Consider the following 13,035-nt stretch of genomic DNA (forward strand, 5'->3'; position numbering starts at 1 on the left):
ATAACCTCTAAAGAATAAAGCTTAGTGTTGCCACGATAATAAACGCGATACCACCAAGTAAAGTTTCCATAACAGTCCAAGTCTTCAGCGTTGTTTTCTCATCCATGTCTAGTAGACGAGAAACTAACCAGAAACCAGAGTCATTGAAGTGAGACAGTACTGTTGCACCACCCGCGATAGCGATCACGATGAAACATAGATCCAGTTCACTCAGACCCGTTGTTGCTGCCACTACTGGCGCAATAAGAGCTGCTGTGGTTGTTAGAGCTACGGTTGCTGAGCCTTGAGCAACACGTAAACAAGTAGAAATAACGAATGCCGCTACGATCACTGGCATACCTGTATCTGTTAACACACCCGCTAGAGCATCACCAATACCGCTTGCACGTAGTACGCCGCCGAACATGCCGCCCGCACCCGTCACAAGAATCACACCACAGATTGGCGCTAGAGAGTCGCCACATAGCTTCTCAAGTTTTGCCATGCCGTAGTCTTTAGCAAAAATCGCTAAACACGCAATCAGAGTAATTAGCAATGCCACTGGTGTTTTACCTAGCATGCGTAGGAACTCAACCAAGGCTGTTTTGCCGTCAATTAGGCCTGCAACCGCGAGTGTGTTTAACACAGTATCAAGACAGATAAGCAGTACTGGCAGAACCAGAATGGTCATTACTGTTGCGAATTTTGGCAGTTTTGCTTCATCAATAACAGTGTCGCTATTAAAGAATGCTTTAGACAGTGGGATGTCGAATTTCTTGCCTGCGTACAGACCAAACAAGTATGCACCGAAGTACCAAGTTGGAATAGCAACTAGGATACCAACAAATAGCAGTAGACCAATGTTCGCACCAAGGAATTCAGCTGCCGCGACAGGACCTGGGTGTGGAGGAACAAAGCCATGCATTACTGCAAATGCACCTGCTGAAGGCAGTGCGTATTTGATTGGTGAGCCACCAAAACGTGCTGCCACGCTCAGGATAATTGGCATCATAACCACTAGGCCAGCATCAAAGAAAATAGGGAAACCAAATAGAAGTGATGCCACACCCAATGCAAATGGTGCACGCTCTTTACCAAAGCGGCCAATCAATGTATCAGCCAGTACTTTAGCACCGCCAGTCACTTCAAGAATTTTACCGATCATTGCACCAAGACCAACCAGCAGTGCAACTGATGCTAGTGTGCCGCCAAAGCCGCTCATCATGGTTGGAACAACTTGCTCAGATGCAACACCTGTTGCTAGTGCCGTTAGCAAGCTCACGATAGTAAGAGAAGCAAATGCATGTACTTTAAATTTAATAATCAGTACCAGTAACGCCGCAATTGCAAGGACTGCGATCGTTAACAAGTAGGTTGGGTCAGAGGCTTGGGTTAGCAGCTCCATAGGTTCACCTTTAAGAATTATAGTTTGTGTTGTGGTTCACATTTATTTACGTTACCGGTAACATGTTACCGATAACACGAATAAGATAAACCCATATTTAAAAGTGAATGCCAAAATTGGGATCACGCGCAAAATTTGTTATGAGGATAGGTTATGGCTGGCAGCAGTGTCATCGTGATGGGCGTTTGTGCTTGTGGTAAGAGCACAATTGGTGAGCAACTAGCGCAGAAGCTAGGACGTAAATTCATTGATGGTGATGATCTTCACCCGCGAGCAAACATTCAGAAAATGGCGTCAGGCCAACCGCTGAATGATGATGACCGTAAGCCATGGCTAGAACGTATCCGTGATGCTTCTTATAGCCTCGAAAGCAAAAATGAGCACGGCATTATCGTCTGTTCAGCACTGAAAAAGAAATACCGCGACCAGATCCGCGAAGGTAACGAGAACGTGACCTTTTTATTCCTCGATGGCAACAAAGAGCTGATCATGGATCGTATGCGCCAGCGTCAAGGCCACTTCATGAAGGAAAACATGGTCAACAGCCAGTTTGAAACTCTAGAACGCCCAGATGCAGAACCACAAACGATCGTGGTTGGCATTGACTGCTCCATTGAAGAAATCGTTGATAACGCAGCGCAACAACTTATCGCTCAACAAGAGGTAGCACTATGACTCATTCAGTAATTCTAGAGGTTACCGCGCGCTTAGTTGAACGCAGTCGTCAAACTCGTGCGGCTTTCCTTGCTCGTACTAAAGAGCAAGCTGATGCAGGTAAAGGCCGTGTGGGTCTAACGTGCGGCAACCTTGCCCATGCCGTTGCCGCGTCTTGCTCAGCTGAGAAAAAGAACATCCTCGACTTTACGCATTCAAACGTCGCGATGATCAGCGCCTATAACGACATGTTGAGCGCACACCAGCCTTACCAATACTACCCAGACCAAATTAAGAAAGTGTTGGCGGAGTACGGTCATACATCTCAAGTTGCTGGTTGCGTACCCGCTATGTGCGATGGTGTGACACAAGGACAAGCTGGCATGGATATGTCACTGTTCTCTCGCGACCTAATCGCCCAATCAACCGCGCTATCACTGAGTCATAACGTGTTTGATGCCACTTTACTATTGGGTATCTGTGACAAAATCGCCCCTGGACAGTTAATGGGGGCATTGGCTTACGCACATCTGCCAACGGCATTTGTACCAGCAGGCCTAATGGCAACCGGTATTAGCAACGAAGAAAAAGTCGACGTTCGCCAGAAATACGCAGCGGGTGAAGTCGGTAAAGATGCTCTATTGGATATGGAATGCCGCGCTTACCACTCACCAGGTACTTGTACCTTCTATGGCACAGCTAACACCAACCAGTTGGTATTTGAAGCAATGGGTCTAATGCTGCCAGGTTCTGCATTTATCCACCCACATTCAGAATTACGCCACGCACTGACAGACCACGCAGCAATCAAGATTGCTTCGATGACCGCGGGTTCTGTTAACTTCCGCCCACTGTCTGAAGTAATGACTGAGAAGAGCTTAGTCAATGGCATTATTGCCCTATTGGCTTCTGGCGGCAGTACCAACCACACTATTCATATGTTAGCGCTTGCTCGCGCGGCGGGTATTCTACTGACTTGGCAAGACCTTAGCGACCTCTCGGAAGTCGTGCCACTATTGGCGCGTGTTTACCCGAACGGTCCTGCTGATATGAATGCCTTCCAACAAGCAGGCGGCGTACCAGCGCTAATGCGTCGTTTGGATGAATCCGGTCTATTACACCGTGATGTCACCCCTGTGTTTGGTGATTTTGAAGGCCAAATGAGCCTACCAAGCCTAAAAGATGGCAAGCTTGAGTGGACACCATGCGCAGCCAGCTCTGACGCAGAAGTGATTGCGGCGTCTGGCGAAGCATTCCAAAAAACCGGCGGTACTCGTGTACTGAAAGGCAACCTAGGCAACTCAGTGGTGAAGGTATCGGCAGTAAAAGAAGATCAACGCATTGTCGAAGCTCCAGCGATCGTATTCCAGTGTCAACATGAAGTAGAAGCGGCGTACAAGCGTGGCGAATTGAACAAAGATTGTATCGTTGTGGTCACTCACAATGGTCCTGCGGCAAACGGCATGCCTGAGCTGCACAAGCTAATGCCTATCTTGGGTAACATCCAAAAAGCTGGCTTTAAAGTGGCGCTGGTGACTGACGGTCGCTTATCGGGCGCATCAGGTAAAATTCCATCAGCTATTCACCTATCACCAGAAGCTTTGCGTGGCGGTGCGATTGGTTTGGTTCGCGATGGCGATATCATTAGCCTTAACTGTCAAACCGGTGAACTAAATAACCTGACCGATATGACGGGCCGTGAGCAGTTACAAGTGGATACCGAAGCGGCACAGCAAACTTGGGGTCGTAATCTGTTTAGCGTCATGCGTCAAAGTGTGAGTAGCGCAGAAGAAGGCGCAAGCTTCATCGTTTAATCCCAATGTCATCGCGTAACAAAAAGATAAAGGGCGAAGTGTTTACTCACTTCGCCCTTTTTAATTCATTTTAATATGATGCCAATGGCGCCCGTTAAACGCTTTCACCTTGAGTAATTTTGTAACCCATATCCACGATGGTTTCTTCTACCACTTCACCTTTCAAACGTGCGAGCAATAATTGTGCACTCTTTTCGCCAATTTCAAAACGCGGAGTATCCACGCTGGTTAACGTTGGGCTGATTGTTTGACCAATATCCAATGCGTTGTAACCCACTACGGCCAGCTGTTGTGGTACTGGAATTTGGCGACGCTGTGCACTGAGCAAAGTACCAATGGCAATATCATCGTTAGTACAGAAGACACCGTCTAAATTAGGGTATGCCTCTAACGCTCGCTCCAACAAGCCATCCGCCAAAGAGAAACTTGAGTGCTCACCGGTTAAAATATGTTTCGGCTCAAGCCCCGCTTCTTGCATCGCTCGGTCATAACCTTGCATACGCAATTTAGTCCGAGTATCCAAACGGGCGCCAAAATAAGCAATGGTGGTTTTGCCTGAATCCAGCATGCGCTTAACCACATGATACGAAGCATCTTCATGATCAAGCCCGACCGCCATATCAATCGGATTGCTCGGCAACTCCATGGTTTCCACCACGGGAACTCCGGAATTTTTGATCATTTGTAGTGTGCGTGGTGTGTGATGGCTTTCGGTTAAGATCAAACCATCGACTTGGTACGAAAGCAATGAGGCAATCTTATGCTCCTCTTCCATTTCATCGTAACTAAAGTGCGCTAATAAGGTTTCATAACCATTGGCTTTAGTCACCGTTTCAATGCCTTGAACAAAAGAAGCAAATATTTGGTTAGAGAGTGATGGCAATAAAATACCAATCGCTTTACTGGATGATTTTGACAGCATCGCTGGCGCGCGGTTTTCGATATAACCCGTTTTTTCAATCGCTTCAGCGATCTTAACGCGCGTTTTTTCTGCGACTGATTCCGGGTTACGCATGTAGCGCGACACCGTCATTTTGGTAACGCCAACTTTGTCTGCAACGTCCTGTAATGTCGCTCGATTTTTCTTATTATTTTGATTCATAGGGAATTATTATAAATTGATGTTACTAGTAACATTATGCCTACACGAGTGATATACAACAAGTGGAAGAAGCCAAAATGCCAATACAGTGCAAAAAAAAGCTCCCCCAAATGGGAGAGCTCAGTTTGATGTTTCTATTTACGCGTGTTGGCCAGCAACAAAGCCAGAGCTCCAACACCATTGGAAGTTATAACCCCCTAGCCAGCCGGTCACATCCATCACCTCACCAATAAAGAATAAACCATTGATGTTTTTACACTGCATGGTTTTTGATGAGAGGTGATCAGTATCAACCCCACCTAACGTAACTTCTGCGGTGCGATAACCTTCTGTGCCGTTTGGCGCAATCGTCCAGTTCTCAAGATATTCAGTGATCTGCTTAAGTTGTTTATCATTGAACTGCTTGAGAGGTTTGTCCACCAGCTCTTTACGCTCAACCATCACTTCCACCAAGCGCTTTGGTAGTACTCGCGCCAGCGTGTTCTTCAAACTTTGATTCGGATGCTGTTCGCGAGCGATCGTCAACAACTCATCAACATCCGCTTCTGGAATAAGGTTGATTGTTACTTTCTGACCCGCTTTCCAGAATGACGAAATCTGTAACACAGCAGGACCAGAGAGTCCTCGGTGAGTAAACAGCAGCGCTTCTTTAAACACCGTACCATCTTGAGCCGTAATTTCAGCTGGAATGGCGATGCCAGACAAAGCTTCGAAATCTTCCTTCTCTTGCTTGTGCAAAGTGAACGGCACTAAGCCCGCAGAGGTTGGGATAATCGGCAAACCAAATTGCTCAGCCACTTTGTAGCCAAATGGCGTCGCACCCAGTTTTGGCATTGATAAGCCACCTGTCGCAATCACCAATGACTGACATTCGATTGCATTGGCGTTAGCCATGAGAGTGAAGCCTTGCTCACTTTGCTCAATCTGCTGTACATCTTGCTGATAACGCAATTGGACTTTGGCTTGCTGACACTCTTCAAGCAGCATGTTGACAATCTGCTTGGCTGAATCAACACAGAATAGCTGGCCATGATCGCGCTCTTCAAACTCAATGCCGTACTTACTCACCATCGCAATAAAATCCCAGTTGGTGTACTGAGACAGCGCCGATTTCACAAAGTGAGGGTTACGACATAAGTAGTTATTTGCGCTGACATCATAGTTAGTGAAGTTACAGCGGCCACCACCAGAGATAAGGATCTTACGTCCTGGTTTTTTTGCATGGTCTAGTACCAATACTTTACGACCTCGCTTACCCGCTTCCGCCGCACAGATTAATCCCGCAGCACCGGCACCGATAATGACGACGTCAAATTTTTCACTCATGATGGCTCACTCAAACAGCTTACTTAGGCAATAAAAAAAGGATGTGCTGAGTGCACATCCTTGCAAATCGAGGCGCTATTCTAGCGATTCTTTGACTACTTGCCAATTCAACCCGACATTGAGATCTCTGTGCTTAGCGATTAAAGAATAAACGAAGCAAACAGAGTCACCAATAGCAGTGCTGAGCATAAGATAAACAGCTGTCTAACTCGGTCACATTTCGAGGTAAATACCGTATCGTGATGATGGTGATACTCTTTAGTTTTCAAATAACTAAACAATTTCACTTGTTTGGTCATGTTGCCATGCGTGGTAAAGAAACCACCTCCGTCGACCTGCTGATACAGTAAAGGATGCGCTTCACGCATAATGTAGATTAACGAACGCAACGCCGTAAGATACCTTGCCATGTTGACTAATGTGACAAGCATAAGCGCAAATAGAATAGTGTCTCCACTGATCATCTTCTCCTCCCTACATCTTCCAATAAGACCCAAGAGAAAAAGACAATCAGTGTGAATGTCTTTGGCTAACGGTTAAGCAGCCGGGCCGTCCATAATGGAAGATGAACCTTCTTTAGCTAAAGCGGCTAGATCCTTATCGATAAAGAACAGCGCTTTTCCGTCTTCACCAACCAGTTCTAACTTATCTAATATCCCTTTAAATAACTTCTCTTCCTCGTGCTGTTCCGCTACGTACCACTGTAAGAAGTTGAATGTTGAGTAATCTTGAGAAGTAAACGCTAAGTGCGCGAGCTTATTGATTTGTTGTGTAATCATTTGCTCGTGCTCGTAGGTTTCACGAAATACTTCACCTAGACTTTCAAACATATGCTTTGGTGCTTCAATTGAGCCAAGAATCGGCATACCGCCAGTTTCACTCACATAAGTGAAAAGACGTTGCATGTGCTCCATCTCTTCTACGGCATGTGCACGTAAAAACTCAGCTGCGCCTTCAAATCCTTTGTCTTCACACCAAGCACTCATTTGTAAGTATAGATTGGATGAAAAGAATTCGAGGTTAATTTGTTCATTCAATTCATCAATCATCGCTTGAGACAGCATTTTCCACTCCTAATCATTCGGTTATCGCAACTGACTATAACACGAACAAAAGCAGAACACTTTGTATACTCAATATGGTTCTGGGATCACGACAGCATAATTATCACTCGACCAGTGCTAACCTTAAATCAAAGACCTACAGGAGATGGCAGCATGAGTTATCAACATATCTTAGTCGCAATAGACCTTTCTGAAGACAGTAAACATTTAGTAGAGAAAGCGGTGTCATTAGCCAAACCACTAAATGCAGATGTGTCGTTTATTCATATTGATGTTAACTACGCCGAGCTGTATACCGGCTTGATTGATATCAACATGGCGGAAACCCAGCACCAAGCCATTGAAGCCTCACAAAAGCAGCTACAAGAGTTAGCTGATCACGCAGGTTACCCTATCAAACATACCTTGGTAGGCAGTGGTGATTTAAGTAATGAGCTGTGTGAAAACATCAGCGAATATCACATTGATTTAGTGATTTGTGGCCACCACCAAGATTTTTGGAGCAAACTGCTCTCTTCCACTCGTCAGTTGATCAATTGCACACCGGTCGACTTGTTGGTTGTACCACTCAAGGATTAATCGCTTCACTGAATAATCTGGTTTAGACTGGCGGCTGTTATTGATAATGAGTATTGGTTATGGGTTATCTATCAGCCGTCACGTTACTTTGGGCGTTTTCATTTAGCCTGATTGGCGTCTATTTGGCAGGCCAAGTGGACTCTTGGTTTTCGGTATTTATGCGGGTGGCGCTGGCGAGCGTGGTCTTCCTGCCGTTTATAAAATTCAAAGGGGTCAGCAAATCCCTGATCGCTAAATTAATGGTGGTCGGCGGCTTCCAGCTCGGATTGATGTATTGCTTCTACTACCAATCATTTTTGCTTCTTTCCGTGCCAGAAGTGCTGCTGTTTACCGTTTTCACCCCTATCTACGTCACCCTAATTTACGACCTACTTAAAGGCCGCTTCTCGCCTTGGTATCTTGTCACAGCGGGAATTGCCGTAGTCGGTGCGGCATTTATTAAATTTGCCGGAATCAATGAAAACTTCTTACTTGGTTTCCTTGTCGTGCAAGGCGCAAACCTCTGCTTCGCGATTGGCCAAGTCGGCTACAAATACATCATGGAGACCGAACAGGTTGAGCTGCCACAGCATGCGGTGTTTGGCTATTTCTATTTAGGTGCGCTCTTCATAGCAACCATCGCCTTTAGCTTAATGGGTAACCTAGATAAACTGCCTACCACCAGCACTCAATGGGGTATTCTGATTTATCTTGGTCTGATCGCTTCCGGCTTAGGATACTTTGCATGGAACAAAGGTGCGACCATGGTTAATGCGGGCGCCTTAGCCGTGATGAATAATGCCTTAGTGCCAGCCGGTCTTATCGTCAACATCGTGATTTGGAATCGCGACGTCGACTTACCCCGCCTGATGATTGGTGGTGCCATTATCCTGCTCTCATTATGGGTTAATGAAACTTGGGTGAAGCGCAAAGTCGAACACAGTTACGCAACCACTGCCAAATAACGTCATTAAGCCAATAACAAAAAGCCCGCTCAGTTGAGCGGGCTTTTTCGTATTTAGAGCGATGATTAGCTCATCGATGCTTTCACATAAACATCAAATCGATTCTTTTTGGTTTCAATCGCCATGCTCGGTTTTATTTGGTTAAGCCATTCAGCATAATCAGGGCGCTTCACCACGACTCGTTTGGTCGCCAAGGCTAAAGCCGGTTCTAACAACGCATCCGCATCATTATCCGCACCAACTAAAGATTGGAACACGCGCATCTCTTTTTTGACTAAAGCACTTTTCTTTTTGTTTTCAGGATGTGGGTACATAGGGTCAAGATAAACCACATCAGGAGCAACAAAGTCAGGATCATTGGCCAGCATATCCAACGCATTGTGGCTTGAGGCATGCAATAGAGACATTCGCTCCGTAACCCACGCACCAATTTCGTTATCTTGCTTAGCTCGAGTCAAGCCATCATCGAGCAGTGCAGCGACTACTGGGTGACGTTCAACCATTTGGACTTTACAACCCAATGAAGCCAAAACAAACGCATCGCGCCCAAGACCGGCCGTACCATCCAATACCGTTGGCGTCGCGCCTTTATTGAGGCCCGCCGCTTTTGCAATTGCTTGCCCTTTACCACCACCAAATTTACGGCGGTGTGCCACCGCACCAGACACTAAATCGACAAAGATAGCGCCCAGCTTTGGCTCATCAAGTTTACGCAGCTCTAAACGCTGCTCTGTCAGCACTAATGCAAATTGGCTTTGCTCATCATGTTCAAGCCCCCAACGCATCGCCAGTTCAGCTAAACGATCCGCTTGGTTAAGGTCTTCACAAACAATTTGTAATTGCACAGGTGGCTCCAGTAAAGCGCAAAAAGGAGGCGCAGTTTAGCGAATTTTATTCTTGGCTACTACGCTTGCGTGGTGAACGTTTCACTCTCATTGTCGAGCTCTTCACTCAACTCTTCAACCAACTCAGCCAAAGGCTTCGGTTTTCCAATCGCATACCCCTGAGCATAATCAACACCCAGTTCGATCAGCAGATCGATAATTTGATTGTTTTCAACAAATTCAGCCACGGTGCGTTTGCCCATTTGCTTGGCTAAATCATTGATTGAGCGAACCATCAAATGGTCCATTTCATTATTGTCAATGTCGCGAACAAACAGGCCATCTATCTTGACGATATCAACCGGCAGCTTCTTTAGATAGCCAAATGAGGATAAGCCCGAGCCAAAGTCATCCAATGCGATCAGGCAACCAAGCTGTTTGAGCTGTGCAAAAAACTCTATCGCCTGATTCATATTGCTCATGGCTGCGGTTTCGGTGATCTCTAAACAGATTTTATTACACGGCACCGCACTCTCTTGCAGTTCATTGAGCAGAAAATCAATGAACTCTTGATTACCCATCGAGTGGCCAGATAAGTTAATCGCACATACCGCGAGGTTATCCATCGCATTTGGATGTTGTGCTAGCCATTGCAGAGTTTGGCGGACGACTTGCTTATCAATCAAATGGGCAATGTTATAGCGCTCTGAAGCCGGCATAAAAATACCCGGAGAGATGTATTCACCATCCGCATTGCGAATGCGCACCAAAATTTCAAAGTGCATGCGATGGTCGTCTTGTTCTAAACCCAAAATTCGCTGAGCAAACAATTCAAGCCGATCGTTATTAAGCGCATTGTGCACCATATTGACACAAGCCATTTCCATTTCACGCCGACGCAAGTCTTGGTCATCTTGGCAGTACAGACTAAAGCGATTACGCCCCTCTTCCTTGGCGGCATGACAGGCTGTATCGGCTTGCGCGTGCACCATTTGTGGCGACGTGGCGGTATGATCGATAAGACGAATGCCTATCGAGCACGCCAAGTTGAGTTTGATGTCATCCCAGATAAAGGCTTGCTCTGCCAACATAGCAATGATCGAACTTGCCACATTCTTGGCATCACGTTCAGTGCAATCTTTTAGTAATACCGCAAACTCATCCCCCCCCATACGAGCCAAGATGGCTTTATACGGCAGTACCTCTTCCAATAAGCTGGCGCAAAATTGAATCGCGGCATCGCCCGCTTCGTGGCCTGCGGTATCATTAAGTACTTTAAGCTGATCCATATCGAGATAGAGCATGGCGTGAGTTCGGGTATAGCTCTCTACCTCTTTGAGTGCTTTTTCCAGTTCAATTTCAAAGTGGTTTCGGTTGTAAGTATCGGTTAGCAAGTCATGCTGTGCTTGATAGGCGAGTTGATCGGCCATTTGGCGCAAAGTAGTCACATCCTCCCCAACAATCAGTAAGTGGCCACTCTCCACCAGCGGGCGGATATTTTCACGAATCCACAATGAGTGACCATTTTGGTGACGGTATTCCACCTCACGGCGCCAAACCCCTTTCATCACTTGCTTAGGTTGCAGCAATACTTGCCGAGGGATGCTTGCATCATCATCGACATAAAAAGACTTTAGACGATGACCTAAAATCTGATTCTCTTTGTAACCCAATAACTGCTCAGCAAAACGGTTAACTTGCTGAATGCGATTTTGCTCATCGAGTGTAATCATCATGACCGGTTGCTGATCATAGTAATGACTTAAACTGGCTTCACGCTCAAATAAGCGCTCTTCCGTCAGTTTCCTAGAGGTAATGTCACGCGCTTCCAACAAGATTTGCGCCTCACGATGTTCATGCAGAGGAAGCGGTTTTAACGAAAGTTCGAGTACCATAGAACCTTGCTCTGGATGCCAAATCTCAGCTTCAAACTGACAATTACTGCTCTCATCCGAGGTAAGAAAATAACGCTCAATTCTATCGGCCGCGTTCTGCTCCCAATGATGATGGAACCAAATTGGCTTCTCTGAAACTGAATTCTGCTGATAGAGTAAATCTTGTAATTTGCTGTTACTTGAAACGATACAACCGTTTTGATCGAGAATACCAATGTAGTGATAGCTTTGGTCAAACACCATTTCAATCAAGGTTTGATTGTCTAACGCCATTTGCTCACTGCGCTTTAAACGACTGAGGTAATAGAGCAGCACCGCTATGACCACCGCCAGCGTGATAAATAAGCTCACCACAAAGCGCAACTGTTCCTCATAGCGCTCGACAAAGCTTAGGGGCTTATTGAAAAAGACCGACGGTGATTCTGTATCAACACCAAGTTGCCATTTGATCACCGCTTGGTAATCTAATTTTATTTCTGGAGAGCCAATTTGTACGACAGGCAGACTAGCATTGGGCTCAGCGAGTACCTTCATCAACTGTCCCGCCGTTTGTTGGCCTTGAATATGACCACTTTGAATCACGCCACCGACCGCGCCAAACCCCATATCTAAATCATGCACCATATAGATTGGCGCTCCGGTAACTTGATTGAGTTGCTGCCAATCTTTCTTACCTGTAATCCAGCCATTGTTGTCACGATAGTAGACCCAAAACAACACACTCGACTGACGGTCGAGCGTTTGAACGAACGCCAGCAAATCGCCGTATGTTTTCGGCGCGAGCGGTTCAATAACCGCTGAATAATCCGGATACATCGCCATAAATTTATCTAACTGCTGACGCACTGCATCACCGGTAATCGAGTAGTCAGTTACCACATAGATTTTCTTAACCTCAGGCTGTAAACGTTCAATCAGACTGATATTACTCAGTAGATCGATATCTTCGGTTATCCCGGTCGCTTTCAACCCTTGATGCATACTTGGATCATAGTTATTGATACCACCAAAAATGACCGGCGTATCACCCAACTCAGGCGCTAAGCGTTGCATCAGTTGTAAGGCGGTATTGTCACTCACCACGATGGCTTTGAACTTTTCTTCACTAAATTTGGTTTTGTATAGGCGGTAAAGCTGATCAAGATAGGAGGCACTCTGCAAGCGCTTAGTATCTAAATACATCACACGAGTAGAGATTTGACTGTGCTTGAAGACTTCCTCTAAACCTTGTTGAAACGCATCCGTCCAGAAAAAGCCCTGATGATAAGAGTGAATAATCAAGACGTCTTTGTCTTTCGCACTGACTAAGGTGCTAAAAAAAGTACTGAACAAAAAGGAAACGAGTATCAGACAAAAACGCACAAGTTAAACTCTTTAGTAAAAGAAATGAGTGCAACAATGGTATCATCATTGATGATAAATTGTACTCATCTCTACTTAAGTGCTTTA

Annotated in this window: 11 protein-coding genes; 4 read left to right on the top strand and 7 right to left on the bottom strand. The window is 45.8% G+C overall.

Features of this window, described 5'->3' with window-relative positions; translation table 11 throughout:
* Window positions 1-7: 7 nt before the first annotated feature.
* Window positions 8-1,384 carry a GntP family permease gene (locus RJD38_RS06175; RefSeq protein WP_005599984.1) on the bottom strand — a complete coding sequence of 459 codons (1,377 nt, stop codon included), beginning with the start codon at window positions 1,382-1,384 and terminating at the stop codon, window positions 8-10.
* 153 nt (window positions 1,385-1,537) lie between these two features.
* Between RJD38_RS06175 and RJD38_RS06180 the strand changes: the two genes are divergently transcribed.
* Together RJD38_RS06180 and edd are read left to right on the top strand one after the other, a co-directional pair.
* Window positions 1,538-2,059, top strand: a complete 522-nt coding sequence (locus RJD38_RS06180) for a gluconokinase (protein WP_005599982.1) — start codon at window positions 1,538-1,540, stop codon at window positions 2,057-2,059.
* On the top strand, window positions 2,056-3,852 hold the full coding sequence (gene edd, locus RJD38_RS06185; RefSeq protein ID WP_065545908.1) for a phosphogluconate dehydratase: 1,797 nt from the start codon (window positions 2,056-2,058) through the stop codon (window positions 3,850-3,852). Before RJD38_RS06180 ends, edd begins: the two co-directional genes overlap by 4 nt.
* A gap of 94 nt (window positions 3,853-3,946) precedes the next feature.
* Here the strand turns inward: edd and RJD38_RS06190 are convergent, their stop codons facing one another.
* The 4 genes from RJD38_RS06190 to ftnA form a co-directional block, all read right to left on the bottom strand.
* On the bottom strand, window positions 3,947-4,954 hold the full coding sequence (locus tag RJD38_RS06190) for a LacI family DNA-binding transcriptional regulator (protein ID WP_005599979.1): 1,008 nt from the start codon (window positions 4,952-4,954) through the stop codon (window positions 3,947-3,949).
* Between the two features lie 138 nt (window positions 4,955-5,092).
* Complete coding sequence (locus RJD38_RS06195) at window positions 5,093-6,280, bottom strand: NAD(P)/FAD-dependent oxidoreductase (protein WP_065545907.1); 1,188 nt, start codon at window positions 6,278-6,280, stop codon at window positions 5,093-5,095.
* A 140-nt stretch (window positions 6,281-6,420) separates the two neighbouring features.
* Window positions 6,421-6,744, bottom strand: a complete 324-nt coding sequence (gene uspB, locus RJD38_RS06200) for a universal stress protein UspB (protein ID WP_005599976.1) — start codon at window positions 6,742-6,744, stop codon at window positions 6,421-6,423.
* Window positions 6,745-6,816: 72 nt separating this feature from the next.
* Window positions 6,817-7,344: a non-heme ferritin gene (gene ftnA, locus RJD38_RS06205; protein WP_005599974.1), complete on the bottom strand. Its 528-nt coding sequence runs from the start codon at window positions 7,342-7,344 to the stop codon at window positions 6,817-6,819.
* Between the two features lie 153 nt (window positions 7,345-7,497).
* Here ftnA and uspA point away from each other — a divergent pair, with 153 nt between their 5' ends.
* A complete protein-coding gene (gene uspA, locus RJD38_RS06210; protein ID WP_005599973.1) occupies window positions 7,498-7,923 on the top strand; it encodes a universal stress protein UspA in 426 nt (141 codons plus the stop codon).
* Between the two features lie 59 nt (window positions 7,924-7,982).
* Window positions 7,983-8,867, top strand: a complete 885-nt coding sequence (locus RJD38_RS06215; protein WP_367971409.1) for a carboxylate/amino acid/amine transporter — start codon at window positions 7,983-7,985, stop codon at window positions 8,865-8,867.
* 65 nt (window positions 8,868-8,932) lie between these two features.
* Here RJD38_RS06215 and RJD38_RS06220 read toward each other — a convergent pair whose 3' ends face one another.
* Window positions 8,933-9,712, bottom strand: a complete 780-nt coding sequence (locus RJD38_RS06220; protein WP_065545905.1) for a class I SAM-dependent methyltransferase — start codon at window positions 9,710-9,712, stop codon at window positions 8,933-8,935.
* A 59-nt stretch (window positions 9,713-9,771) separates the two neighbouring features.
* Window positions 9,772-12,948, bottom strand: a complete 3,177-nt coding sequence (locus RJD38_RS06225) for an EAL domain-containing protein (RefSeq protein WP_065545904.1) — start codon at window positions 12,946-12,948, stop codon at window positions 9,772-9,774.
* Between the last annotated feature and the right edge of the window lie 87 nt (window positions 12,949-13,035).

It is taken from the genome of Vibrio scophthalmi (assembly GCF_040869025.1).
Taxonomy (GTDB): domain Bacteria; phylum Pseudomonadota; class Gammaproteobacteria; order Enterobacterales; family Vibrionaceae; genus Vibrio; species Vibrio scophthalmi.